Genomic DNA, 26,352 nt, shown 5'->3' on the forward strand with positions numbered 1-26,352 from the left:
GGCGGTAAGGCTTGGAACGGACGTTAAGTGAGTGTGCATGTATCTTTTAACATTTAACATTGGTATCTCTGTAACCCCCTCCCAGCCTCCCCCTTGCCAGGGGGAAGAGCTTTTTCCCCGCATTTTCGCCTGTTCGACGGGGAAGATGCTCCCTCCCCTGCGAAGCATAAGTATCTACACAAGTTTATGTATTAAAAATCATTATGTTAAGTAAATAATTGCGTTATTTCATATAGATAATTGCTGTTTTAAGCCGGATTTCTCTGGTCAAAGAAGTAAAAATCTAGCCGCTATCTGCAAGAATCTCTATATAACATATTGTTTTTAAAATAATTAAACTTGTGTAGATACCTATGCAGCAGGGGAGGGAGCGGTTAGCCAATGCGCTTGGGCTTTTATAAAGCTCCTCGCCCTATTTAGGGCTGATGGTATAAAAAGCTTAAGCATCAGCTAACCCCCAAAGCCGCCGTGCCAATTCCCAAGGCGTAACTAACGGCCAATTATACAAGCTAAATGGAAATTTGTTCTGGGTTTTATTTCAGACGCTTGGCGGCGGCGATCCGCATCCGTAACGCGTTCAGCTTAATAAAGCCCTCGGCATCTTTTTGGTTATACGCGCCGCCGTCTTCCTCAAACGTAGCGATGCTTTCGTCAAACAAGCTGTCGGTATCAGAGGCGCGGCCTACCACAATGACATTACCCTTATACAGTTTCAGCCTCACCTTACCGTTAACCGACACTTGCGACGCGTCAATCATGGTTTGCAGCATCTGCCGTTCAGGGCTCCACCAGTAGCCGTTATAAATCAACGACGCATAACGCGGCATCAACTCATCTTTTAAATGCGCCACTTCGCGGTCTAAGGTTAATGACTCAATCGCCCGGTGCGCTTTCAGCATCACCGTACCCGCTGGGGTCTCGTAACAACCGCGTGACTTCATGCCGACATAACGGTTTTCGACAATATCCAAACGGCCAATACCGTTTGCCCCGGCAATCGTGTTCAGCTTCGCCAACACCTCAGCAGGCGAATGCGCCACATCGTCAATGGCGACAATATCGCCTTGGCGGAAGGTCAATTCAATATACGTCGCTTGATCTGGCGCGGCCTCAGGCGATACCGTCCAACGCCACATATCTTCTTCCGGCTCTGTCCACGGATTTTCCAAAACGCGGCCTTCGTAAGAAATGTGCAACAAATTCGCGTCCATAGAATAAGGCGAGGTTTTGCCTTTTTTCATCTCGACCGGAATGCCGTGCTTTTCGGCATAATCCAACAGCGTTTGCCGTGAGGTCAGGTTCCACTCGCGCCAAGGGGCGATAACGTGGATGTCAGGACGCAACGCATACGCGCCCAGCTCAAAACGTACTTGGTCGTTACCTTTGCCGGTCGCGCCGTGGGAAATGGCATCCGCCCCGGTTTCGTTGGCAATTTCAATCAAACGTTTAGCGATTAAAGGCCGCGCAATGGACGTGCCTAACAGGTATTCGCCTTCGTAAACCGTATTGGCGCGGAACATCGGAAACACAAAATCCCGCGCAAATTCTTCGCGCAAATCGTCGATGTAAATTTCCTTAATGCCCATGCTTTGCGCCTTAGCCCGCGCGGGTTCCACTTCCTCACCCTGGCCCAAATCCGCCGTAAAAGTCACCACCTCGCAGTCATACACATCTTGCAACCATTTAAGGATAACGGAAGTGTCCAACCCCCCGGAATAAGCTAAAACAACTTTATTGATGTCCGACATAGTTCTCTTGATCTTGATGTTGAAAAATGGGGGGATTATACCTGAAAATGGCGCGGGGCAGTGTAGGGATTCGGTGGGGTTAACAGCAACTCTACGTCCGGCACGTCATGACCCACGCCGAATATGACAAAAACAATTGGGGAAAAAGATGCACCTACCACTTGATGTTGAAAAACTTGTTACGGCTTGGCAGCTACTTAGGTCGGTAGTGCCCGTTTCACCTATCGAATCAGACAGCGATTATGAGCAGGCCACGGCTTTGCTTAATCGCTTGCTGGATATTGTTTTGGATGATGCCAGCCATCCGTTGTATTCGTTGGTTTTAGTGGTGGGCGATTTGCTTGAGGCGTATGAAATTAATTGTGAGCCTATGGCTTAAGTTAAGGGCATGGCAAGGAAAGTCCCTACCATTATGCGGAAAATTAATCTGTTTTTGCGCTCTCTGGCTCTGCTGGAGCGAATTCAGTGCCGCGTAATTTTACCCATTCCGGTTCGTCTTGCATCAGTTTGTCTAAAAAGGCTATGAATTCTTGATATTTTTCTTTTATTTGCTTTTCGGATGTATCCTTATTGGCACGGTTTTTATAGACACGCTTAGCTAGTATATCTAAATTGCCTACAGTGATATTGTCACCGATTCTGGCTAAGGGGAATAACATGCGGGGGCTGATAAAATCTAAGGGGAAAATGGCTCCTGCCCTAGAATAAACATTTTCATTTGTCAAAGCAGGTAAAATACTAGGGTTATCCAGTTCCAATAACTTAAAGCGACTTAGGCAAGGGATTGTTGGTCTTTTTAAGCGGGTGTCCATACTCAAAAAGTCATAAATCCGATAGGATCTTTCTTTTATTAAATCTGCGCAGTGATTACAAATCATATCATCAGTAATTGGTTCGTCATCTTGTTTGCTAAGCACTGCCATTTCTATTTCATCGTCATCTTCATCTTTTTCTAATACATAAGATGATTTAAAGCCCTTGGATTTTAAATGACGCGACATTAGATCGGTTGTTGTGTTGTTCGGGGTTATATAAAATACTTTTTTATCTGTGAGGTCGTTAGTAATATTACTTTTTGCTTTACGCTGCCATGTTCCTATTCCTAGTCTCTCTCTTCGAAAAATTAGAATGGTGTTGCTGTCTATTAGTTCTTCTATCTTTCTTTTTCCTTGTTGGGTACGTATTGAAAATTCATGCCAACTACAAAAATAATTAGGATTGGGAGAATTCCATCCTTGTAATTCATATTCTGCTGAAATTTTTGCTTTATTCTCTTCATCTAAGGAATTGTAGTAATCTTGACCTTTTTGGCTTGCAAAAAATGCTTGAATGGTTTTACTAACACGATTAAATAATTCATTGCCTTTTTTAAGGCTATTCCGATTAATGGTAAGTATTTTGTCAGCTTCATCATCTAATAGATTTATAGAGACACTAAATAACTTAATAGCACGGCCAAGTTTCCCAACCCTCTGCCCTCTATAGAAATAATCCCCCTGATAGTCCTCTTTAAATACAAAGTCACTTAGTTCTAGATGCGTGTCAGGCGAATATAAGTAGTCTTTATTTTCTAAAGGCTCTAAATAATTTTTAGGGGTTATTTTTTCAGAAATATTTAAGTTGAAGTTGTCAAAATTCATGTTTCCTGCTAAATATCCATAGCCAAAAAATTTAATAATAGCATTGGCTAAATTTATTATATGAATGTCTTTGGTTGAGTCGTCTATCAATCCATCATAATTTTTAAAAAATTTGTCATTTGAGTCGCTTTTTATATAGTAATCTGGGATAGATGTTACATCTGTCTTATAAATAAAACTCAACTGACAACCATAATTCGAAAAATCCCAAGGCTTGGTTTTATTTTCGTTGGGGTTGTTTAATTCAATGCTGGTGGGTTCTGTGATGACCCGAAAATAAACATTGCCCTGTTCTTTTTCGTCCGTAGGATTTGTCACCCTAATCAGCAAGGTTTCGCCCGTATCAATACTGCGGGTTTCCAACCAGACTTCATCGGTCAGTAAGAAGACGCTGTGAAAGCCAATACCAAAAATACCCGAAGGCTTCATCCAGATCGGCATTTGGTCAATGATGGCTCTTTTTTTAAGGTTCTTTTTGGAACTGCCCATTTGTAGCATAAATTCTAAATCATCTTTGGATATGCCTGTCCCTGGGTCGGTGATGGTGATGCGCCAATAATTGTAGCGTTCCTCTTCTTTTGCCTTTTCTATCGACACGTCAATGGCATAGCGGCTTAAAATATCAAGCGTTTCTTTAGAGCGCGGCACACTATCACGTTTAAGATAGGGTTTAGGTTGCGGGGTGCAATCTTCACCGTGTTCGCGCCAGATTCTTATCAACGTGGCATCCACGGCATTTTGCAATAATTCCCGCATAGCTTGTTCTTTGTTTTCATACAAACCCGCACCTTGCAGCAATTCAAATATCCGCTCCCGATCAAGGGTAAAGTGCGGGCGTTCATTTTCACTGAACACTTGCCAGTCTTTTAAATGTGCTTTCAAGTCACCAACGGATGGCAATAAGCCAAAATCGCGGCTAGGCACAATGTCAAACCAACGGCTCATCTGGTCTTTGACTTCTTCGCGCAACCAGCCGAACCAGTTTGTGGTTTCGATGTAGCTTTCATAACTGGGGCATTCGGCCTCAATTTCGATACGGTCAGCATCGGCGCGGAAGTGGCGGATAGATAGGTGCTTATCATAATGGGCTTGGCTGGTGGCGGGTAGGTCGCCAGCCATTTTCATCATCACCGGACAAAAACGGTTATCATCCAAATCCAGCAAGTCACCCAAGCGCAATAAACAGGCGACAAAGCGTGGGTGGCAGTCATCGGTGCCGATACCGACTTGCTGTTGGGGCAGTTGCATGACTTCTGCAAAAGGTTTGCCGTGATAGGCGCAGATTTTACCCAATAGCCCGAATAAGCGGGCGGGGATTAATTCGGTACGCGGTGAATCCAAGCCTATTTCTGCAAAGGGTTGGGCAATAATGGTCTTGGCGCGGTCAGGGTGTTGGCTGCGGTAAAAATCGGCGACAATTTCGCGCAATAGTTTAACAGTATATAAGGGCGAAAAATCAACGGTGGCAAAAATCGAGCTGGCTGTGTGGCTATTGCTGGCAAGCAAGGCATTCATAAGGGTTAGGGTATCGCCGTATGCAGAATGCTTGGTTTTTTCGACATGTTTTTTTATAGCACCAAAATCTTTATTCAGTTGCCCGTCAGTGACTACCATGCCAATATCATGCAGATAGGCGGCTTCTAGCAGTAACCAAGTGTCGGTGGCACTCAGTTTTGCGATATTGGCCGCCCCTAAAAGCCGTTCGATATGCACCAATATTTGCCGTGAGTGCGATTCATCATGACGGCTGTAATGCGGAAAATAGGCACTGACGTTTTGTAGGGCTTTGGCAATCAGCTTTTCGTCAAACGACCACTGGGCTTCCAGCGGCTTGTAAATGGCATCATTTTTTGCACAGTCTTCTAAGTGTTTTATCAGTTGTGTCGCCATCAGTGTATTACCCGAATAATTGCATCAGCCCAAAAATTACGGTATTTTTCGCATATCTTCCGTTTAACAGCAACGTTTATTTTCAATTGGTGTTGAAAAATGCACGGCAGCTTAATCTTGAAAATGGAGTGCATTCCGTAGGGAGTAAGAAACCTTTTCACTTGCCTGCGATGCAGTTATGGTGTAGAAAAGAGCCATATTCTAAACATTCGCTATTGAGTAATACCCCCATAACGAGTAAAACCTAACCATGCCCAGCAAATACCTCAACCCTTACACCGATTTCGGTTTTAAAAAGCTGTTCGGTGAAGAAGCCAGCAAAGATTTGTTGGTGGATTTTTTAAACCAACTGTTGCCGCCCCAGCATCAAGTGGCGGAGTTGAGTTTTAAGAACCCCGAAAAAATGCCCGGCACAGCGAAAGAGCGCAAGGCGATTTTTGACATTTACTGTAAGAACGTCAATGGCGAGCAGTTTATCGTCGAGATGCAGAAAGCCAAGGTGAAGTTTTTCAAAGACCGTTCGCTGTTTTATTCGACTTTTCCGATTAAGAACCAAGCCCAAAAAGGCGGCTGGTCGTTCAAGCTACTGCCCGTATACATCATCGCCATTTTGGATTTTGTTTATGACGAACAAGAAGAGGCTGCCAAATTCCGCCGCGATGTTTGTCTGAAAGACCAGGACGGCGATATTTTCTACGACAAGCTGCATTTTAAATTCCTGCAAATGCCGTTGTTTAACAAACAGGCGCATGAATTGGCAACGCACTTTGACAAGTGGCTGTATTTTCTTAAAAATCTGGAGAACTTCGACCATATCCCCGCGATACTTAACGAGCCGATTTTTCAAAAAGGTTTTGAGATTGCCGAATTGGCACGTCTAAAGACCAAACAGCTCAATGACTACCACCAAAGCTCGCTGGATTATTGGGAAATGAAAAACGTGAGGGATGCGTCGTTTGAAGACGGATTTCTGGCTGGTATTAGGATCGCTAAGGAAAAAACCCTTACGGAAAGCGGAGGAGAGAGAAGCGAAGCCATCGCCAAAATGATGCTGGCAGAGGGCGAACCCTTGGACAAAATCATCAAATATACCCAACTGTCCGCCGAGCAGATTAAGGCTTTGGGGTAGCTTAGGAATGTGTATAAGTAGGTGTGCATATATCTTTTAACATTTAAAATTGTTATCTCTGTAACCCCCTCCCAACCTCCCCCTTGCCAGGGGGAGGGGCTTTTGCCCCTCATTTTCGCCTGTTCGACGAGGAAGATGCCCCCTCCCCTGCGAAGGGCGACTGCACGGATGCAGGAGGTAGAGCAACGCAAGGAGCGGTTGCCGAGAGGGCTGGGGTGGGGTTGAATTCGCAAATGTTAAAAGAGATATGCATACCTACTTAAATTAATTTCGCCAACAACTTAATGAGCAAGTTTTTCATAAAACCCGCCCCCCAAATTGTACGCAAAAAAAAGCCCAAACCCGAAGGTTTGGGCTTTTTGCCCTAAGCGATGTAAAGCCTTAAGAGGCCATCCTTAGCGGACAGCCTCCTTAAAAGCTCAAGCGTCAGCCGCGATAACGGTCATAAACCATTTGCAGCATTTGCACTTCGCCTTCTTCGGGCTTGCTCCAGCCTTGGATTTGGATGTCCTGCAAAATTTGCTTGCCTTGGTCATCTTCGGTCATGGCGGCGAGGATTTCGCCTAATGCTTCGGCTTGGTTTTGTATATGTGGGGCGACCAAGAACAAATGGCAGGCGAAGTCGGTTTGGCTTTCGTCCAATTTGCGGACGCTGTTTTTACTGAATGAAGACAGGCCTTCGTAGGTCTTTTTCAGCATAAACGCCAGGTCGGCTTTTTTCCGAATTAACGTCTGCAAGGCTTTAATTTCATTGCCTGAAAAATCAAAGGTCAATTTTGACGAATCCAAGCCGTTCTCATCGCACAAAAAGCGGCCCAGCAGATAGACAAAGCTGCTTTCGGTGGCGGTACTGACGCAGACATCGGCGTATTCCGCCAAAGTGCGGGTATCGTCGGAACGGGTCAGGATCACCACTTCGTCGGCTTCCGAAGAAGGGCGCATCACGGGGATAAAGCCGTGCCGCTTAATCATTAACGACGCTTCAAACGGTTTGGCAAACAGCAGGTCGGTGCTGTCAGGGTTTGGCGTGTCCACTGTTTGCTCAAAGTGGATGGCTTTTTTCATGCGCCGTTGCAAATAGGTATTGAGCAAATACCAGCCCGTCAGTTGTTGGCCGGACTGCATACTGGCGACAAAATTGAGCTTGTCGCTGGCGACATGGGCCACTGGCGCAGCGGCTTTGATTTCGACATGGCGGGGCGGCTCTGGATTGATGCCCTCAGCCGTACCAGCGGCGGCAGCGCCTTCGGTTTTGATAAAACGCCCCAAGCCGGTAATTTTAAAGAGCATACTGACCATGCGGTCGAGGTTTTGCACTTCAATGCGGGTTTTTTGCTTTTCCCAATTTTCAAAGACTTTTAATAATAACGACAAGCCCATTGAGTTGACCCGTTCCACTTGGCTGAAATCTAACAGCACATAAGAATTGGCGGGAATTTGCGTTAAAGAACCCAGCATTGTATCGGCGTGGGCATCAATGGCTCCGACTAAGTTAAAGGTAAAATTGTTGTTGTCGCCAGCGATTTGCTTAATGGTAAAATTATTGTTCATGCTCATGGGTTTACGCTCCTACAGGGTATGCGGCTTCATATTCAGTATGATAGATGAACTGAATGCCGGAATCGACGGCCATATCAATGGGGTTGTTTACATCCCATAAGGTTGTCACCTGCGTGCGTTTTTGCGGATGGACACGGATTTGCAGATAATCGGACAAACGCCACATCATATACAGGCCGACACCGCCGACCCCGGCTTCCACGCCATTTTCCATCGCATGGGCGATATTTCTTAAGAATACCCCAGGAGTCAATGTCCCCCAGTTATCGGTAATCATCAAACCTAATAAGCCGTCGGCCAAGGCAATGTCGATACGCACTTCTTCGTGCGCGGACAATTCGCGGGATTCGCCTTTGCTGTAGTAAGCCACCCCTTTACCGTCGCGTGGCGCGGCATAGAGGCTGTTTTCGGTCATTTCGTCTAGGATCACCATCAGCGCTTCGATATGGTCTTTCGGCAAATTGCCTTGGTCGTTCAGCCACGAGAAAATCTCTTCGGTGATGAAGGCCTTGTCTTCGGTATGGGTCAGATGGAATTGGCGGTATTGCGGTTGTCCGGGCATCAGCGCGTACAAGTCATCGTCAGCCGATTCATGGTGCTGGTTGAGCAAATGTTCCCAGCCTAAGCGTTGGCAGAAATCATCATTTTTCGGCAAGATCCGGCAAATGCCGTCTTGGCTGAAACGGGTCAGCAGGTCGGAATAGCCCTGTTCGGCCAAGAACACCACATATTCTTTGGAAATCCGTGGGATAGGGTGTTCGCCTTGGCGGTAGAAGCCTTCGGAGATACGGATGATGTCACTGACATCGGTGTTGGTTTGGGCAGATTGGCTGACCCGGTCAGTATGGCTGATGACCACAATGGTGATGTCATCAGTATACGCCGTGCCCCGGCAATGTACGCGTAAGGCATCCATCAGGATGTTACGCAGTTCTTCAGGGTCTTCAACATCGTAATTGGCGTTCAGTAAGAATTCCAAACGGTCATAGCCGAACGGCTCGCCGCTGGGGGATTCTTCTTCGACCAAACCGTCGGTGTATAAGAACAGTTTGTCGCCGACGTTCAGGGTCATTTCGACAGCGGACTGCAAATAATCCGAATCTAAGCTTTTACCTAAAGGTAAGCCGGACGCTTCAATCATTTCCCAGTGTTGGGCATCTTTACGCAACAGGTACGGTAAAACGTGACCCGCGTTGGCGAACACTAAGCGGCCACTACGCGCATCTAAGCTCAAACAGGCCATGGTCATCAGCAAGGATTGCTGGGCGGTCGCCTGCATGTTGATGTTAAGCGAGTTTAAGATTTCGCCAGGGTTGGTGAAGCCTTCATGGATCAGCGGATAGACACCCGCTTTGGCCGCGCCCACCATCGTACCTGCCGCCACACCGTGGCCGCTGACGTCACCGATGAACAGGATGCTATGGTGGCCACCGACTTTATAATAGTCGTAATAGTCGCCGCCGACCTCGCTGGAGGTCAGCAGGTTTGCCACCCCGGCCAGACCGGGCAGGGCAATGATAGGTTGGGGCAAGATTGAACGTTGCAATGTCGCGGCCAAGTTGACCTCGCCTTGCAGACGGTCGGACAATTGCGCCAATTCGGCGTTGGCTTGTTTGACTTGCAGCTCGGCCTCTTTACGCTCGGTAATGTCAAGGCCGGTCGCCAAGAACATCAGCGGCGTGCCGTGCGAGTCGGTAATGATGGTCGGGTTCCAGATAATGTTAAGCAAGTCGCCGGTACTGATACGCATCAGGGTTTCGATAGAATCGGCATATTGCACCTCGCCGGACATCATATCCGCGAACAGCTTACGCAGTTCGGTTTGGTCATGTGCGGGGATGAATTGCTCGAAAAAGTCATGGCCCTTAATTTCTTCTTCCGACCAGCCGCTGTTCTCTTCGGCGTAATGGTTGAACAGCACCACCTGGGCGTTGGCATCCAAGCCGATAATCAAGGCTTGAGTCGTGTTAATCACGTTATCCGCAAAGGCTTTTTCTTGGCGCATCTTAACCGCGCTGTCTTTTAATTTTAATACCAGCGGTTGCAGCAGCAAGGTGCCTACCATGATTAACGAGGCCAAGGAAATGGCGAACATCATGTGTTGTTTGCTGGCGGTGATACCGATCATCATCTCGCTTTGGCGTTGGTAAATCGAGCTGGCTTTGCCAATCTCTTCCAGCAACCGTGGCGATAAGGTGTAGAGCAGGGTTTTCAGCTCAGGATCGTCAGGGGTAAGATGGGTGGCGGAGCGTCTGTACAAATCCCTGACGGTGGTCAGGTAGGTGCGCATTTGCGGGTCCAGCGGCTTGGGGTTATCGAAGTAAATCAAACGCAGGTCTTGCGACAAAGTACCCGGAACGTGGACAAGACGGTCGCCCTCACGGATATAACGGTCACCGGCAATCAGCGAGGCGTGGTTTTGGTCGATTTGGGTCAGGTTGGAAATGATTTTGGCATCGATGCGGCGGATTTCATTGGCATCGGTCAAATAAATTTTTTCGATCAGCAATAAGTTGATGTCCTCAACCAACTGACCTTGCTCCGTACTCATTTTAACCAGACGGGCATTACCTTCTTGGCTACGGATATCGGTGATAAGAACCATATAAGTGACGGTGGCCACGGCCCCGAGCACTAATAAAACCGTTGCGTATTGGTCGGCAATGCGACCAATAAATCGTCGAAATAGCTCTTGCATCGCGACTTACTCCTCTTAATTTTATTATTGTTAGTTATATTTATTATGTTGCCGAGCCTGTAATAGCGGCTCCCAACACTATTACTGCGTGGGTCTCGGCTATTTGCATTAACTGCTTTAATCAGGTTATAGACGCAATTAGTTTACACCTTATCCACAAGAAATGCGTTAGAAAAATCACCCTAAAAGCCTGTGCAGAAGTTGAATATACTGGCAATGTCTAAATATGCCCGATATTCCCTTAAAAGGTAATAGATATTGGCCCGATAGCAAAAGGCAGGTGCAGGGATTCTAAAGCGCAGGCCTAAAAATAAGCGGCAACGGCTGCCTGTTGGTGGCGGAATACGCGCTTAAGCGACGGGATATAGGGGAGGCGCAGGCCGTAAAAAACAGCAACGGCCATTAACCATAAAAAAGTAAGGGTAGCGAAAGGCTTGTGGATTTTTAGGTAGGGACACAGTGGCTGTAATCGGGCGGGGCAAACCGAAAAGCCGCCCCGCCTTAGGTCACGATGTAACCTGATTACTGACTGTTAGGTTACATCAAGGTTTGGTAAGGCGTAGTGACGCTTGGCAATTAATGGTCGCAACCTGCGCCATGGATATGCCCGTGCGCCATTTCTTCATGGCTGGCAGGGCGCACATCCATAACTTCCACGTCAAAAATTAAGGCCATACCCGCCAGCGGATGGTTGCCGTCGATGGTGATGTCGTCGCCTTCAACCTGAACGACCGTCACAATGCCGGGGCCAGCGCTGACATCGGCGTGGAACTGCATACCGACTTCAACGGTGTCAATGCCTTCAAACATGGCCCGTGGGATGACTTGGACGCGGTCTTCTTCAAATTCGCCATAGGCATTTTCGGCTTCAATGCGGACTTTGAAGGTATCGCCAACTGCTTTGCCTTGCATAGCTTGCTCAAGGCCGGAAATGATATTGCCACCCCCGTGTAAATAAACTAACGGCTCACCGTCCGCCGAACTGTCGATGACTTCGCCTTCGTCATTGGTCAGCGTGTAGTGGATAGAAACAGCCATATTGTCAGCAACTTGCATGATAAAACCTATTGGGTCATTAAAAAGGCACATATCATATAGATTTACGGGGGGTTTGTCTGAAAAAAGTGTCCTGGTCGCTTACGAATAACGCGGCACCGAGCTGTCGCAATACAGCGACCAGGCATCAATGCCGCCTTGCAGGTTGGTGATGTCGGGAAAACCGGCATCGGCTAAAAAATGCGCGGCGCGTTGGCTGCGCATCCCATGGTGGCAAATCACTACAATCGCTTGCTTGGCATCCAGTTCATGGATGTGTTGGGGCAGTTGGTTTAAGGAAATACGCACGCTGCCGTCGATTCTGGCGTATTTGAATTCATAATCTTCCCGGACATCCAGCAAGAACAGCGGCTCGCCTTTCTCTAGTCTGGCTTTTAGTTCGAGTGCGGTAAGGGTTTTGACAGTCATGGCGGTTATCCTTTGGTAATGAAGTGTTGCAGACGCTGCATAGCGACAGCCATTTTATCGGTAGTTGTGGTATAGGCAAAACGTAAATGTTGCCGGGCGTTGTGGGTGCCGAAATCTTTGCCGGGGGTGATTGCCACCGCTTCTTGCTCCAGCAAGTCCAAAGCGAATTGGAAGCTGTCATCGGTAAAGCGTGAAGCGTCGGCGTAAATATAAAACGCGCCTTCCGGTTTGACCGGAATGCGAAAGCCTAAATCCAGTAAATGCGTGTACAAAAAATCCCGGCGCACCGCCAGTTCGGCGCGGCGGCGTTCCAATTCGGCGCGGGTGTCGGGGCTAAACGCCGCCAGCGCGGCATATTGCGAATGTGTGGAGGTGGCGATGAAAATATTTTGTGCCAATTTTTCGGCGGCGGCAACAAAATCCTCCGGCACCACCAGCCAACCGATACGCCAGCCGGTCATGCCGAAGTATTTGGAGAAGCTGTTAATGACAAACACTTCGTCGCTATAGTGCAGGGCGGTGGTGGCGGGCTGTCCGTAGGTCAAGCCGTGGTATATTTCATCGGAATAAAAACAGCCGCCCAAGCTGTTGACGGTGGCAATGGCCGCTTGCAGTGCGTCGGGGGCAATTAATGTCCCGGTCGGGTTGGACGGTGAGGCAATCAACACGCCCTTGCTGTTAGGCCGCCATTGCGCTTGGATTTGCGCGGCGCTCAATTGGTAGGCACTGTCGGCACCGACGGGCAAGGTGCGTGGGATAGCGCCGAACAAGGCGGCAAAATTGCTGTTACAGGGATAACAGGGATCAGCCATCAGCAGTTCCTCGCCTGGGTTCAAACTAATCCCTAAGGCCAGCAAAAACGCCCCTGACGCGCCAGGGGTAATAAAGATACGCTCCGGGGCGACCGTTACGCCGTGCTGCTGCCGATAAAAATCGGCGATGTGCTGGCGCAACGCGGGTAAGCCCGCCGCCGGGGTATATTTTACCTCGCCGGTTTGCAGTAAGGCGATGCCTGCGGCGACGATGCCGGGCGGGGTCGGGAAGTCCGGTTCGCCGATTTCCATGTGGATGACATCCCTGCCTTCGGCCTGCAATTGTTGCGCCCGTTTTAGTATCGCCATCACATAAAAGGCTGAAATGTCTAGCATCCTCGTTGCGGTTTCTTTGCTCATCGTCTCAGGAAAGGTGAAAAAATGCCGATGATACCAATAATCCTTGCTAACGGCCTGCTATTCTGCTAAAAATGCGCGGTTTTATTTAATTTTGTAGGAGTTTATGGATGGCTACTGGTTCTAACGTGGTTGCGTCGCCTTTTACCTTTAAGCCTTATGTGCCAGCAGAAGGCGAAGAGTACATGAATGAAGCCCAATTAAAACATTTTGAGGCTATCTTAAAAAACTGGAAAGCGGAATTGATGCAAGGTGTCGACCGTACGGTCAACCACATGCAGGACGATGCCGCCAATTTTCCTGACCCTAACGACCGTGCCACCCAAGAGTCCGAATTCAGCTTAGAATTGCGTACCCGTGACCGTGAGCGCCGCCTGATCAAGAAAATTGACGATGCCCTGAAAGAAATCGAATCGGGCGATTATGGTTACTGCGAGTCTTGCGGTATCGAAATCGGCATCCGCCGCCTCGAGGCACGGCCCACGGCAACCTTGTGTATCGATTGCAAAACCTTGGACGAAATCCGCGAAAAACAAATGGGCTAAACCTTCGGGCCGTCCTAAAGCCTTTTACCCGCCGTATTTTGAGGGTGTCTGATCATGCTGACCAACATCGACGGCAATGCGCCGGTAACGTGCAGTAAAAGCCTGCTCATCAACGCCACCCCTGCACAGGTTTGGGCGGTGTTAACGGCAATTAACCAATGGCCGGATTGGCAAAGCGGCATTAAACAAGCCCGGCTTAACGGGCCGCTGCAAGCCGGCAGCACGTTTGTCTGGCAAACGGGCGGGGCGACTATCCGCTCCACCCTGCACACGGTCGAGCCTTATAGCCAATTGGGCTGGACAGGCAAAACGATGGGACTTTATGCCATCCACAACTGGCATCTTGAGGCCGTCGGTGACCAGACCCAAGTGGCCGTAGAGGAGAGCATGGCTGGCTTATTGGCCAGTGTGTTTAAAAAAACCTTTAACAAAACCTTGGCGGACGGAATGCAGCACTGGCTGGCGCAGCTCAAGCAAGCCTGTGAGCAGTAGCCGGATATAGACCGTCGGTTTCCCGTGTCTGCCGATAAACCTCCCATCATTGGCCGTTTTGCGCCCTCGCCCACCGGCCCTTTACATTTAGGCTCGTTGTATACCGCCTTAGCCAGCTTTTTGCAGGCCCGCAGCCAACAAGGCCGCTGGTTGTTGCGCATTGACGATTTGGACACCCCGCGTAACCGCCCCGATGCCGTGGCGGCCATCCTTAACGCCTTGGATAATCTGGGTTTGCACTGGGATGGCCCTGTCGTTTACCAAAGCCAACAACTGGCGGCGTATCAGGCCATTTTAGCGCAGCTTGAGCTGCGCGGTTGCCTGTACCGTTGCGATTGCAGCCGGAAAATGCTCGGCGGCGAGGCCTATTCGGGGCGTTGCCGTCACCGCCAGATCCCCCCGGACAGCGACCATGCCCTGCGCGTAACAACCACCAACCAAACCATCCGCTTTACCGATGCCCTGCAAGGGCCGATAGCAGAAGAACTGCTCAGCCCGCACAGCGATTTTATCGTCCGGCGTAAAGACCATATCATCGCCTATCAGTTTGCTGTGGTGGTCGATGATTATTTGCAGCAGGTCAACGAAATCGTCCGGGGCTGCGACTTGCTCAGCGCCACGCCCAAGCAAATCTATCTGCACCAGCTCTTAGGCTATCCTATGCCCCGCTACCTGCATGTGCCAGTGCTGGTCGATGCCCAAGGTTACAAACTCAGCAAACAGACCCTAGCGACCGCCGTTGACACCCGTCATCCGACGACAGTGCTGTTTACCCTGTTGGCGCTATTACAGCAACAGCCGCCCGTGGCCTTGCAGCAGGCCAGTGTTACGGAAGTCTTGGCCTGGGCCATTGCCCATTGGCAACCGGAACGGCTCCGCAACCAGCAAAGCTTAGGGGTTTAAGTATGTCGTCACTGGTCGGCCATCTTGCCTGTGGGGTCGCCGTGTATCTGGCGCAACCCGCCCACCACCGCGCCCCACGCGCTTTATTGCCCGTGCTGGTCTGGCTCGCCATCTGCCCCGATTTGGATTATCTGGCGTTTTGGCTGTGGCATATCGACTTCCACCCGCGTTTTAGCCATTCTATCGCCTTTGCCGTAGCGACCAGCACCCTAGCGTATTTAGCCTTGTGGCGGTGGCGCATACCGTTTAGGGTTTTGGCTCTAGCGGCACTCTCGCATCCGCTGTTGGATTTCTTGGTGGGCGTACATCCTGTGCCTTTATGGTGGCCGTTTAGCCTGCCGGAAGCCCTCTCGCCCATCGGCCTGCTGCCCAGCGCGGGCCGCCTCAGTTTTAATAATGCCTATTTATGGCGCAACCTGTTCATCGAATGCGGCGTATTGCTGCCTGTTCTCGGCGTATTGGTCGCTAGGGCACGGGGTTGCCGCATCCGCACCGCGCCGCTCTGTGTGTGGCTGGTATTGCCTTTGTTTGTTGGCTGTTTGTGGTCGTCGTTAAGTTTGCATCGTTGATGCTGATTAAATGGAGGTGGACATCAGCAAGCGGCAATCATGTGTCAGTTATTTATAGCTTAGGGTATCAGATGGATATTTCACATTATGTGCAGAGTTTCGCTTGGGAACGGTTAAAAGACACGATAAAGTCCGGCATAAAAGAAGCCACCGATAATTTGGCTAAAGAAGCAGGTAACACGGTTTTTTTTGGTTTTATTTTAGAAACGCAACTAGACGGCGGCACGGTTTATTTCAGCTATGGCAGGTGTGCTGATGGCTTGAAATTGCTTGGGCTGCCTGCGGATTCGGCTGTATTTGCCGAAGGCGGCTTTTTTGTGGAGGACTCGCCCGTCTGGTCGCCTGGTGATTGGCGTTACGCGTCGATAGACGAGCAATTTTACCCAAAGTTTGAGCAGGCTTGGCAAGCGATTGCCGCTGACATTGTGCAGATTAACTATACTGAGCTATATAAAATATACCAAAATCCGCAGGCAGCGGCTGAATTTGATGCCGTGTGTTTGCAACAGATGACCAGAGCCGTTGTTGAGGCAAGCAAAGAAGGGGCGTTTGATGCCATTTACAAGACGGCGGATTTTAAAGTGTTGTGCTTGGAGCATGATGAACGCCTTGAGGAGGCGTGGGGACGTATTACTCAATCATCAAGTTTTTCATAAAGTCACCTCTAAATAGTGGGGAAGATTAGCGGAGAGCTAAGGCTTGTTAAGGTGGGCAGCCCCCTCCCCTGATGGGGAGGGTTGGGGTCACTGCCATTAAGTTAAGGAAATTCTGTTCAGAAACAATGTTTTTTCTTCCTTTTATGGAAGTTCAGCAACCCCCTTGCCGATGTCTTTTGTCTGGGCGGGTTACGGTGCTTTCGTTCCAAGCAAGGAAGCTGTCCGCATCGATCAGATCCCGGCTCCGCTCAACTGCCCGCTTTTTTTAACCATGTTAATAATCTAAAAAATTCGTTTATTATCGTCCATATAGCCACAAAAACCCTTAACTTAATGGCAGTGACGCTGTACCCTACGGTGAATTGTAAAAGCCGAAAACTTGGCCGTTCACAGTATATTCAGCGGGCGATCGCCCCTTCCCTTAGCCCACGTTTGGCATTGCCCCCAAACAGCCAACGGACTTTCTTAGCCATTACGCGATTATCTGCATCCAAACCCCCACATCTGCCGTATTGTTAACCAACAGGCAGGCGCAAAAACGACAAAGTCTTCGCCCTGCCGATTGTTCCACAGCATTTCCACAAGACGGCAGACCTTATGAAAAAAATCCCTTGGGCTACCCTGATAAAACCCTGTTCGCTAGTGGGTATCGGTGTCTATTTGAGCCTGCACTGCATGATGGCTCAAGCCCATCCACAACAAATGCCAGAGCCGACGGAAGAACTGACCCAATTGGACACCGTCGAAGTTGCAGGCCAAGCTTCTGATTTAATCGGCATTGCCGCGTCGGCATCGCAAGGTGTGGTGGGGCAAGAGGAATTAAAATATCGCCCCTTAGCGCGGGTCGGCGAATTGGTGGAAATTGTCCCCGGCGCGGTGGCGACCCAACATAGCGGCTCCGGCAAGGCCAACCAATATTTCTTGCGCGGCTTTAACCTCGACCACGGCACGGATTTTTCGGTCACGCTCGACGGCATCCCCATGAATATGCCCAGCCATGCCCACGGGCAAGGTTATCTGGATTTAAACAGCGTCATTCCTGAACTGATCGATAAAATCGAATATGGCAAAGGCCCGTATTACGCCGATGCGGGCGATTTTTCCGCCGCAGGCTATACCAAAATGCACACCCTACACAAACTGTCCGAAGGCTTGCTGAAAGTCACGGGCGGCGAATTCGGCTATTACCGGGGCGTACTCGCCAATTCGCGGCGTATAGGTGACGGGGATTTGCTGTTCGGCTCGGAAGTGAATTTTTATGACGGGGTTTGGCAACAGCCGGAAAACGCGGGCAAATACAACGGCATGTTGCGTTATACCATTGATAAGGATAACTGGGGGCTGGCGGTTAACGGCAAAGCTTACCATGCCACTTGGACGGCGACCAACCAAATCCCCGAACGGGCGATAACCGAAGGCCTGATCGGCTTATACGGCACGGGCGACCCTAGCGACGGCGGCATCACCAGCCGTTACAGCCTATCCGGCAATGCCTGGAACCGGAATGACCACGGCAAAAACGACCTGAACCTGTATGCGGTCTATAGCGAATTGGATTTGTTCTCTAACTTTACGGGCTATATCGACACCGTCCACGGCGACCAGATCGAGCAAAAAGAACACCGCGTCCAACTCGGCGGCAATGGCGAGCATACCCGTTATGACCGTTGGTTCGGCATAGACACGGACACCACAGTTGGCCTCCAAGTCCGCCATGACGACATTAACGGCCTGGCTTTAAACCACACCCAAGCCCGCCGCTTGCTCAGCACCGTGCGCGTCGATGATATTCGCGAAACCAGCGTCGGCCTGTATGCCAAAAACGAAGCCCGTTGGCTAGAAAAATTCCGCTCCATCGCCGGTTTGCGCGGGGATTTTTTTGCCTTCGATGTCCATAGCCGCACCTTAGCCGCCAATTCGGGTAGCCAAGACGCGACCTTAATCAGCCCCAAACTCAGCCTGATCGCCGGTCCGTGGCTAGATACCGAGCTGTTCTTGAATATGGGCTACGGCTACCATTCCAACGATGCGCGGGGTACAGTCACCCATACCGACCCGGCCACAGGCGAAATCGTGCATCCGGTCACCCCCTTAGCCCGCTCGCGGGGCGCAGAACTGGGGCTACGCAGCCAAACCTTGCCGGGCTTAAACAGCACACTGGCACTGTGGTGGCTGGAAAGCCAATCGGAACTGGTCTTTGTCGGCGACGGCGGCACCACCGACGCGGCGGGGCAATCGCAACGCTACGGCATTGAATGGACTAACGACTACAAACCCACCGACTGGCTCACCTTAGAGGCCGATTTTGCCTTTACCCGCGCCTACTTTACCGATGCCCCCGCCGCCCAAAGTCATATCCCCAACTCGGTGGGGCGGGTCATTAGCCTAGGCGCGACCGTCACCGACCCCTCCGGGCTATTCGGTTCCTTACGGCTACGCCACTTCGGCGACGTACCGCTAAACCGCGAAGGTACGGCATGGGCAGGCGACACCAGCATCGTCAACCTAGGGCTAGGCTACCAACACAAAGCCTACAAAATCGAAGTGGATTGTTTTAACCTGTTCGGCTCCACCAACAATGATATCGCCTATTTTTACGGCTACCGCCTCCAAGGCGAAACCGCCGGCCCCAACCCCGACGGCAGCACCGACGGCATCATCAAACACCCGGTGGAACCACGCATGGTTAGGGTAACGGCTTCGGTGAGTTTTTAAACGCCAAAAGCACCTAATCAGACAATAGCCACCATTTGCAATGCAAAGTAGGTTCTAATGCAATTAAGGCTTCGGATAAAACACCATCAATATCAAACACGACATGAAGGCCTGACATCGTTTTATCATGCCGAATCTCGATGAACTTTACTTTTTCGGAACAGATTGCCGCTATTTCATTGCCGCCGCAACGCAATACGGCTTGGAATGACCTAGCGGCGGCATTAAAAGAAAAATCAATTTCCGTATTGCCATCAGATGATGGTTTCACATAACGGCAATAAGCTGAATCACGATCTGATTCTATCGGCTCAAGACCAAAAGCCTGTAAAAAATCGTCAGTGCTTGGAAAAACTATATCACTGCTCCAAGTATCCACAATTACCTTGTAAAATAATAGGGTATTTTTTCGAGTATTTTGAACGTAATATCAAATTTAACTCATTGACCAAATGAAAAACGCCCCCTAGCACTTCATAATTTCCGAATCGATTGACATCGGAGAGATATAAAAACTACATAGTATCGATACCAATCAACGCCTGTTCTTAATTTATACGTTTATTTATCGCGTGACCAGCTTCGGACTCTATGACACACCCTTACCTGATTTTATGGATTAATCCGTTCCGTTATACCAAGCGACAAAACCTTCAGGGGTATTTTTCTTATCTAAAACCCCTTCAATTTTACAAACCAAATCGTTATGCGTCATTTTATACACATGGTCAATTTGATCACAATTCAGCTCAAATACAACAATCCACTTTTCAAGCCGCGCCAGAAAATTGGCGATAAATTCTTTAAGCGGAACTAATCCATTCACGATATTTTTTTCTTTGTTAATCACTTGTTCCCATAGCAATAGCGCATCACTATCGAGAGACAGAAATTCCCAATCAGAAATATCTAATTCGGTCGGAATAAAATTGTTTATATGTTTAGGCAAAGTCCGCTTGGTAAAGAAAACCGATTCTCCAAACGCAAACCTTTGAGGGTCTTGACTAAACGCCTCTCCTCCCCACAGACAAAACTGTTCATGAAGACCCATCGGGCCATCCTCACATATTTTAGGAATCAATATATCGAAGCATATTTCCATGAACATCAACACCTTTATTCCCGATCATCACATTTTCAACACTCGGATAAATAGCCCAACTATCGGATATTGGCAAGAAATTTAAAGTTAATCGTAAATAACAGATTGCAGCCCTCGTTTATCCCACCCGCATTGGCAAACTAAATCCTTAAAAGACCAACCCGTAGGGCTTTTCCCGCCATAGCAAAACGCCAATGCCAGTAAAGGCTATGGCGGATTGCCTATCAGCAAATCAGATTTGTTAGTCGGCACCAATATAACGCCAATTATTTTTGTATTAAGCTTATCCAGATAAATAGAACCAGTTCGGTCTGTACTTTTGAATAAAAAATTATTAATTATTTCATTGCCATTAACTGTTTCGAGATATTCGATAACATCCGACATGCCTATAGCTTTAATATCCGCTTTTTTCGCACAATTAAAGCGGATTTTAAGCTCTATAATTAGCTCAGCCGCATTAGAAACACCAGGCTTTTCGGACAATAATTCTGTTTCCTCAGATTCAATGATTTTAATAGCATCGCCAACCCAATGTAAAGAGGCATCCAAAGGCCTAAGAAGACAAAGGATACTATTTCTCATTTTTACCCCTTCCCCATATCAGTTCTAATATCGCGTAAAACACAATTGGCCGGCACCTCGCCGTAAGGGGCGAACGGCCATTGCCAGACGGGGGGGGGCTGGTGTTACCGGACAGGCGGCGCAAATAGCGCGGGGTGTTGGCGAAATCGGTTTCGATCAAATACACCCCAGCAGTTCCCCCGACGTTTTTGGTCGATGACCGCCAAGGGGATGTCATCCAGCCACACATAGCTGCGCTGGCTATAGCTGCCGGATGACCTTTCAAACAGCAAATGGCCTTTGTTGTCGTAAACGTAGCGGGTGGTGTCGCCTGTTTGGATCTTCACCGCCCGATGGCGGGCACCGTCATAAGCCTATTTGAGTAACCGGACTTCTTTCCGCGCTCGGCTTATGTATCATTGAATGGGCTTTGCTCGGGTTATTATATCGTCGAATGGACTGTCGAAAATGTCAGATGTGTTTTCCACAATCCTAAAACTCGCAGCTACAACCAAAAAACGGTTGCCGTTCGAAACCAGAACATGAATATATGACATCGGCACAGGATGATGAATTACTGTTTGCAAATACTGAAATTCTTCAACAGTAGGTTCAGTAATCTCCAAATTGGGAATATATCTAGGGGCAGACAAATAGTAAACTCCCGAACAAATAATATCAATATTTGTCGCCTCATCTAAACTTCTTGGACTGCGAATCAGCAATGAACCATGACTGACATGGTATTCCCATAATTGAAAAGTCTTGCCCAAAAAAGTACGCTGAGTAAGTATTTGTGTATTCATTTGTGTATCCCTCATTTAAATGGATTGGGGACGGTTTTCCCATTTAGCCAAAATTGTAGGGTATCCCAAAATTGGGGGTTTTGTCTTATCATTAAAAGCTCCCAATCTGTAACCCCTTCTCTACCTGACTATCGCATTAGCCAGTGATGGCGTCATAGGTGATACTGCCTATTCTTTCAAAATTCAAAATATTCGCATTTTTATTAAAATACGCCGTTTCTATGGTATTGCCGTCATTAATCGGACTAGAAAGCACATAGTCTTTATCAAACATCAATTTTACCCCAAAAGGAACGGCGGTATTTTGCATTCGAATAAATTCTATTGATCGGATGGTATGTGCCACGATGCCCACAAATAGATAAACATTAGTCACTTCATAATATTCCGTATCTAAAACTCTCGGCTTTGCAAATGCCTCGGCAGCAGTAAACTTATCGTTTTCCCTATTCAAATCCGCTTCTTCGACACCTGTCATCCACTGCTCCATCCTAAAATAAAATGACGGCCAAGGTAAAATGACATCGGGAAGCATTTCATACTTAAGACACGGCATACACAAATTATTTGTGTCAGTAGACACAATACAAAGACAGTTGGGGTCTTGCGTAAAAACAAATCCCATTGATATGTCAATCGCTAAAGCACTATCTTCAGCAAAAGGCGGCCACACGACAAGAAACAACCTGCTGATTGTTTGATGTAAAAGCGTGTTAAATTCTTTCATATTAGTGTAGAGGCTTAGCCAGTTGATACCAATTATTCGATGTTTTTTCAATTACGGTAACAAACAACAAAATTGACCGGATTACCTTTGGCGTATATGCAAACGTTAATACCACCTTCCAACCTCATCAAATCGGGCTGCAAATACCGTCCGGTGCACGGCGAAAAGTAACGGGTATGGTTGTAGTGCAAACCGGATTCGGCATCGAAATACTGGCCGGGGAAACGCAGGTTGAAGGTGACTTTTGTACCGTCGCCGTCGGGGTCTTCATTGGCCGGCACGTCGCCGTAAGGGGCGAACGGCCATTGCCAGACGGGGGCGCTGGTGTTGCCGGACAGGCGGCGCAAATAGCGCGGGGTGTTGGCGAAGTCGCTTTCGATCAAATACACCCCCAGCAGTTCCCCCGACGTTTTTTGGTCGATGCCCGCCAAAGGGATGTCATCCAGCCACACATAGCTGCGCTGGCTATAGCTGGCGGATGACCTTTCAAACAGCAGATGGCCTTTGTTGTCGTAAACGTAGCGGGTGGTGTCGCCCGTTTGGATCTTCACCGCCCTATGGCGGGCACCGTCATAAGCGTATCTGACGCTTGCACCGTTACGGGTATAACGCTTCATTTGCCGGGCGGCATCGTACTCATAAGTCGCCCCGCCTTGTCCGGTCACATAGCCGGAATTATCGTACACATAAGCGTCGTTAGAGCCTCCTAAGCCGCCGACAGGCGGTACGGGAGAAATGGTTTCATTATTGACACGGTAGTGTTAGCAACATAAGCCAATATGCCACTACGCGTTTGTGTTCCGAACATTATAATTCGTGAATCAACTCCGAAGTGCAATCGAAATTAAACGATAAAGCAGTTTGTCCACCCTACCAGTGCTGCACCGAGTATATCCACCATGCCAAGGTCATCCAGTACATAAACGGTCAATTTCTTCTTCAACAATCTTAACCACATTTATGTCATCATCAACATACTTTTCGAACCACCCATCAATCGTAACCATTGAGGCAGGCAACAATTCAATTTCTCCATACCTCAAAAAGCGGATAAACCAATTTTTAGGCACTTTTTTCCAATCAAACATAAATAGTGCGCTTGGAACAAGCCGAAGCTGCTTATCTCCTTTTATTGGGGCAATATATAGCCATGGTGTGCCATGCCGTGTTAAAGCACCTAGAACAAAATATTCATTACCTCGAATCAAATCAAACTCATAGCTAATAGGGTGAACCATTTTTTTGTATTCACAAATGCCATTTAAATCATCAACTTCTGATAATGCAAGATAACGACACTGAGTTTTAATCATTGAATGGGCTTTGCTCGGGTTATTATATCGTCGAATGGACTGTCGAAAATGTCAGATGTGTTTTCCTCAATAATAAAACCCGCTGCTACAACCAGAAAACGGTTGCCATTCGAAACCAGAACATGAATATATGACATCGGTACAGGATTACGAATTACTGTTTGCAAATACTGAAATTCTTCAACAGTAGGTTCAGTAATTTCCAAATTGTAAATGAATCTAGGTGCAGATAAATAGTCAACTCCCGAACAAATAATATCAATATTTGTCGCCTCATCTAAACTTTTTGGACTGCGAATCAGCAATGAACCATGACTGACATGGTATTCCCATAATTGAAAAGTCCTGCCCAAAAAAGTACGCTGAGTAAGTATTTGTGTATTCATTTGTATATCCCTCATTTAAACGGATTAGGGACGGTTTTCCCATTTAGCCAAAATTGTAGGGTATCCCAAAATTGGGGGCTTTGTCTTATCGTTAAAAGCTCCCAATCTGTAGCCCCTCCCCTACCTGACGCGGCTCTCTGAATCCCCTGCCAAATATCCACCCCATCTAAGTTAAAATGCACTCCGGTGCGCGGTGAAAAGTAACGGGTAGGTTATAGCGCAAGCCGGATTCGGCATCGAAATACTGGCTGGGGAAACGCAAATTGAAGGTGACTTTGATGCCGTCGCCGTCGGAGTCTTCACTGGCCGAGCAGATGCCATCAATAGTTACTGCCCCCAATACCACTTTGCAGGTAACTGTTTCAGCTTATGCCGGACGCTGTGCGCCCTTTAATAAGCCTCCATAAAATCAATGCAGAAGATACGCACAGCATTACTCTTGGCTGTGGTTTAAAGCTACTGCTTTGATACCGCTCATTCATATCCTTTTGCAGCATAAAGAATGTCGGCGATCATTTTCCAACTGGGCTGGTTGGGAAACTCTCCACCTGTGTTTTTGTATACATTTTCCATTGAATGAACCCATGCCGCCATTGCTTCAAGAAAGAGGTCTAAACGTGTATTTTCCCAATCTTCGGGATTGGACAAAAGGTCATTTTGCAAAGCTTCTACAAATTCGGCCAGTTTCTTGTTACTGTCGACTAAATTAATCTGTTCATGTAAATCCATCATTATTCCCCCTCTATTTCAAACCACCCTTAATGCAAATAAAACATCCAATATTTATCGCCGTAAATTCCCATAAAAGTTCTCTCGTCAATTATAGCTACCGGACGACTTTTCAAACAGCAGATGTCTGTTATTGTCGTAAACGTAGCGGATCGCGATACCTGTTTGGATCTTCACCGCCCTATGGCGGACACCACCCTAAGCATAGATGACGCTTGCACCGCTACGCGTATAACGCTTCATTTACCGGACGGCCTCGTGTCCGTAAGCCCCTACCCGCCTTGTCTGGCCACACAGCCGGAATTATCCTTAGCAACAAAAAGTAGCGTAAAGGTAATGGTTTCATTGCTGCCAACCTACTGATTTTTGGCTTCACCAAACATTGGGCCTTGCTATTACCCTATTTTAAGGTAATTATTAGCCACCCCAATGCAGCCAGCCACGCCGCTACCCATGAGGATTTTATGCTAAAACGCCTGCTCGCCCCTATGCTCACCTTACTGCTGTTGGTGGGCGTAAGTACGGCGATTTACCTGTCCGTTAAAGAACAAGCCAGCTTACAAGCCCCCGCATTACAAGAGCTGAAAGGGATTATCGGCTCTGAAAAAGAAGATTTTTTCCGCGACCCAGAAACGGTGGCGGCTTTAGCGAAAGCCCCGTGGCATTTACACGTCAGCATCGAAAAATCCGGCTCCCGCGAACTTTCCACCACGCAAGACCTTAAAAACCAATATGACTTTGCTTTTCCCGCCGGAATTGCCGCCGCCGAAAAGCTCAAGCGCGAGCAAAACGGCAAAAAAGCCGTGCAGCTTTTTTTCAGCCCGATGGTCATCGCCTCATGGCGGCCTATTGCCGACTTACTGGTCGCCAACCACATCGCCCAGAAACGCGGCGACAGCTACTACATCGTCGATATGCAGGCCTTATTTGGCCTGATTAGCCATGAACAACGCTGGCGTGACCTGCCCGGCAACACCGCTTACCCCGTTAACAAAGCCATCCTGGTCTCCACCACTGACCTGCGCACCTCCAACAGCGCCGCGATGTACTTAGCGTTGGCCAGTTACCTCCTCAACGGCAACGCGATTGTCGAAAATACCGCCCAGATTGACAAAATCCTCCCGCAATTGAGCGCGTTATTCTCCCGCCAAGGCTTTACCGAAAACTCCACCGAAATCCCCTTCCAAGATTATTTGACCATGGGCATGGGTAAATCGCCGTTAGTGATGGTGTACGAATCGCAGTTTTTCAGCGAAGCCAATAAAACCCCCAGTGCCATTACCCCAGAGATGGTCTTGCTCTACCCCGAACCGACCTTATTCAGCAAACATATCCTGATTCCGCTGACCGCCAACGGCGAAACCTTAGCCGCCGCCTTAGAGCAAGACGAAACCTTACAACAAATTGCCCAACGCTACGGTTTCCGCACCGCCCATAGTGCCGCCGCCAACAGCCGCACCGCCGCCCTGCCCAGTTTGGTCAATGTGATAGACGAACCCAGTTATGACATATTGGAAGCGATGATTAACCGAATAACCGCCCGTTAA

The 26,352-nt window shown here is 48.4% G+C and carries 27 protein-coding genes; 9 read left to right on the plus strand and 18 right to left on the minus strand.

Going from position 1 to position 26,352, the window contains the following annotated elements:
* Nucleotides 1–533: 533 nt before the first annotated feature.
* A complete protein-coding gene (locus tag CEK71_RS15865) occupies nt 534–1,748 on the minus strand; it encodes an argininosuccinate synthase (RefSeq protein WP_088620289.1) in 1,215 nt (404 codons plus the stop codon).
* A 148-nt stretch (nt 1,749–1,896) separates the two neighbouring features.
* Between CEK71_RS15865 and CEK71_RS15870 the strand changes: the two genes are divergently transcribed.
* Complete coding sequence (locus CEK71_RS15870) at nt 1,897–2,127, plus strand: transcriptional regulator, XRE family protein (RefSeq protein ID WP_088620290.1); 231 nt, start codon at nt 1,897–1,899, stop codon at nt 2,125–2,127.
* 43 nt (nt 2,128–2,170) lie between these two features.
* Here CEK71_RS15870 and CEK71_RS15875 read toward each other — a convergent pair whose 3' ends face one another.
* On the minus strand, nt 2,171–5,278 hold the full coding sequence (locus CEK71_RS15875) for an HD domain-containing protein (RefSeq protein WP_088620291.1): 3,108 nt from the start codon (nt 5,276–5,278) through the stop codon (nt 2,171–2,173).
* A gap of 250 nt (nt 5,279–5,528) precedes the next feature.
* On the opposite strand from CEK71_RS15875, the gene CEK71_RS15880 reads away from it, so the two are divergent.
* Complete coding sequence (locus tag CEK71_RS15880) at nt 5,529–6,407, plus strand: Rpn family recombination-promoting nuclease/putative transposase (RefSeq protein WP_088620292.1); 879 nt, start codon at nt 5,529–5,531, stop codon at nt 6,405–6,407.
* 426 nt (nt 6,408–6,833) lie between these two features.
* On the opposite strand, the gene CEK71_RS15885 is transcribed toward CEK71_RS15880, so the two are convergent.
* The 5 genes from CEK71_RS15885 to CEK71_RS15905 form a co-directional block, all read right to left on the minus strand.
* Nucleotides 6,834–7,964: a PhnD/SsuA/transferrin family substrate-binding protein gene (locus CEK71_RS15885; RefSeq protein WP_088620293.1), complete on the minus strand. Its 1,131-nt coding sequence runs from the start codon at nt 7,962–7,964 to the stop codon at nt 6,834–6,836.
* 4 nt (nt 7,965–7,968) lie between these two features.
* The gene (locus CEK71_RS15890; protein ID WP_088620294.1) at nt 7,969–10,665 is read right to left on the minus strand and encodes a SpoIIE family protein phosphatase; all 2,697 of its coding nucleotides are present in this window, start codon (nt 10,663–10,665) and stop codon (nt 7,969–7,971) included.
* A 576-nt stretch (nt 10,666–11,241) separates the two neighbouring features.
* On the minus strand, nt 11,242–11,721 hold the full coding sequence (locus tag CEK71_RS15895; RefSeq protein WP_088620295.1) for an FKBP-type peptidyl-prolyl cis-trans isomerase: 480 nt from the start codon (nt 11,719–11,721) through the stop codon (nt 11,242–11,244).
* Nucleotides 11,722–11,802: 81 nt separating this feature from the next.
* A complete protein-coding gene (locus tag CEK71_RS15900; protein WP_088620296.1) occupies nt 11,803–12,129 on the minus strand; it encodes a rhodanese-like domain-containing protein in 327 nt (108 codons plus the stop codon).
* A 5-nt stretch (nt 12,130–12,134) separates the two neighbouring features.
* Nucleotides 12,135–13,301 (minus strand): pyridoxal phosphate-dependent aminotransferase, encoded by a 1,167-nt coding sequence (locus CEK71_RS15905; protein WP_088620297.1) that lies wholly within the window; start codon nt 13,299–13,301, stop codon nt 12,135–12,137.
* A gap of 107 nt (nt 13,302–13,408) precedes the next feature.
* On the opposite strand from CEK71_RS15905, the gene dksA reads away from it, so the two are divergent.
* The 6 genes from dksA to CEK71_RS15935 all read left to right on the plus strand — a co-directional run bounded on the left by dksA (nt 13,409) and on the right by CEK71_RS15935 (nt 19,178).
* Nucleotides 13,409–13,843, plus strand: coding sequence for an RNA polymerase-binding protein DksA (gene dksA, locus CEK71_RS15910; RefSeq protein WP_088620298.1), 435 nt, complete (start codon nt 13,409–13,411; stop codon nt 13,841–13,843).
* A gap of 54 nt (nt 13,844–13,897) precedes the next feature.
* The gene (locus CEK71_RS15915) at nt 13,898–14,335 is read left to right on the plus strand and encodes an SRPBCC family protein (protein ID WP_088620299.1); all 438 of its coding nucleotides are present in this window, start codon (nt 13,898–13,900) and stop codon (nt 14,333–14,335) included.
* A 24-nt stretch (nt 14,336–14,359) separates the two neighbouring features.
* Entirely contained in the window at nt 14,360–15,238 is an 879-nt protein-coding gene (gluQRS, locus tag CEK71_RS15920) for a tRNA glutamyl-Q(34) synthetase GluQRS (RefSeq protein WP_088620300.1), read from the plus strand.
* Between the two features lie 2 nt (nt 15,239–15,240).
* Nucleotides 15,241–15,807, plus strand: coding sequence for a metal-dependent hydrolase (locus tag CEK71_RS15925; RefSeq protein ID WP_088620301.1), 567 nt, complete (start codon nt 15,241–15,243; stop codon nt 15,805–15,807).
* Nucleotides 15,808–15,878: 71 nt separating this feature from the next.
* Nucleotides 15,879–16,463: a DUF4303 domain-containing protein gene (locus tag CEK71_RS15930; RefSeq protein WP_088620302.1), complete on the plus strand. Its 585-nt coding sequence runs from the start codon at nt 15,879–15,881 to the stop codon at nt 16,461–16,463.
* A gap of 597 nt (nt 16,464–17,060) precedes the next feature.
* Nucleotides 17,061–19,178, plus strand: coding sequence for a TonB-dependent receptor (locus tag CEK71_RS15935; protein ID WP_088620303.1), 2,118 nt, complete (start codon nt 17,061–17,063; stop codon nt 19,176–19,178).
* Between the two features lie 13 nt (nt 19,179–19,191).
* On the opposite strand, the gene CEK71_RS15940 is transcribed toward CEK71_RS15935, so the two are convergent.
* From CEK71_RS15940 to CEK71_RS15985, 11 genes are all read right to left on the minus strand, one after another.
* Complete coding sequence (locus tag CEK71_RS15940; protein ID WP_146054676.1) at nt 19,192–19,557, minus strand: hypothetical protein; 366 nt, start codon at nt 19,555–19,557, stop codon at nt 19,192–19,194.
* Between the two features lie 240 nt (nt 19,558–19,797).
* Nucleotides 19,798–20,280: a hypothetical protein gene (locus CEK71_RS15945; RefSeq protein ID WP_157679312.1), complete on the minus strand. Its 483-nt coding sequence runs from the start codon at nt 20,278–20,280 to the stop codon at nt 19,798–19,800.
* A gap of 207 nt (nt 20,281–20,487) precedes the next feature.
* Complete coding sequence (locus CEK71_RS15950; RefSeq protein ID WP_157679314.1) at nt 20,488–20,865, minus strand: hypothetical protein; 378 nt, start codon at nt 20,863–20,865, stop codon at nt 20,488–20,490.
* 104 nt (nt 20,866–20,969) lie between these two features.
* Complete coding sequence (locus CEK71_RS15955; protein ID WP_088620307.1) at nt 20,970–21,191, minus strand: hypothetical protein; 222 nt, start codon at nt 21,189–21,191, stop codon at nt 20,970–20,972.
* Nucleotides 21,192–21,260: 69 nt separating this feature from the next.
* Nucleotides 21,261–21,650, minus strand: coding sequence for a hypothetical protein (locus CEK71_RS15960; protein ID WP_157679316.1), 390 nt, complete (start codon nt 21,648–21,650; stop codon nt 21,261–21,263).
* Nucleotides 21,651–21,786: 136 nt separating this feature from the next.
* Nucleotides 21,787–22,377: a hypothetical protein gene (locus CEK71_RS15965; RefSeq protein ID WP_088620309.1), complete on the minus strand. Its 591-nt coding sequence runs from the start codon at nt 22,375–22,377 to the stop codon at nt 21,787–21,789.
* Between the two features lie 47 nt (nt 22,378–22,424).
* Nucleotides 22,425–23,063, minus strand: a complete 639-nt coding sequence (locus CEK71_RS15970; protein ID WP_232463673.1) for an RHS repeat-associated core domain-containing protein — start codon at nt 23,061–23,063, stop codon at nt 22,425–22,427.
* Nucleotides 23,064–23,285: 222 nt separating this feature from the next.
* On the minus strand, nt 23,286–23,690 hold the full coding sequence (locus CEK71_RS15975) for a hypothetical protein (RefSeq protein WP_088620311.1): 405 nt from the start codon (nt 23,688–23,690) through the stop codon (nt 23,286–23,288).
* Nucleotides 23,687–24,076, minus strand: a complete 390-nt coding sequence (locus tag CEK71_RS15980; RefSeq protein ID WP_157679318.1) for a hypothetical protein — start codon at nt 24,074–24,076, stop codon at nt 23,687–23,689. The genes CEK71_RS15975 and CEK71_RS15980 overlap by 4 nt, the downstream gene beginning before the upstream one ends.
* 166 nt (nt 24,077–24,242) lie before the next feature.
* Complete coding sequence (locus tag CEK71_RS22735; RefSeq protein WP_157679320.1) at nt 24,243–24,416, minus strand: hypothetical protein; 174 nt, start codon at nt 24,414–24,416, stop codon at nt 24,243–24,245.
* A 134-nt stretch (nt 24,417–24,550) separates the two neighbouring features.
* On the minus strand, nt 24,551–24,808 hold the full coding sequence (locus tag CEK71_RS15985; RefSeq protein ID WP_198328263.1) for a DUF7660 family protein: 258 nt from the start codon (nt 24,806–24,808) through the stop codon (nt 24,551–24,553).
* A gap of 461 nt (nt 24,809–25,269) precedes the next feature.
* Here CEK71_RS15985 and CEK71_RS15990 point away from each other — a divergent pair, with 461 nt between their 5' ends.
* On the plus strand, nt 25,270–26,352 hold the full coding sequence (locus CEK71_RS15990; RefSeq protein ID WP_198328265.1) for a substrate-binding domain-containing protein: 1,083 nt from the start codon (nt 25,270–25,272) through the stop codon (nt 26,350–26,352).

The organism is Methylovulum psychrotolerans (assembly GCF_002209385.1).
GTDB lineage: Bacteria > Pseudomonadota > Gammaproteobacteria > Methylococcales > Methylomonadaceae > Methylovulum > Methylovulum psychrotolerans.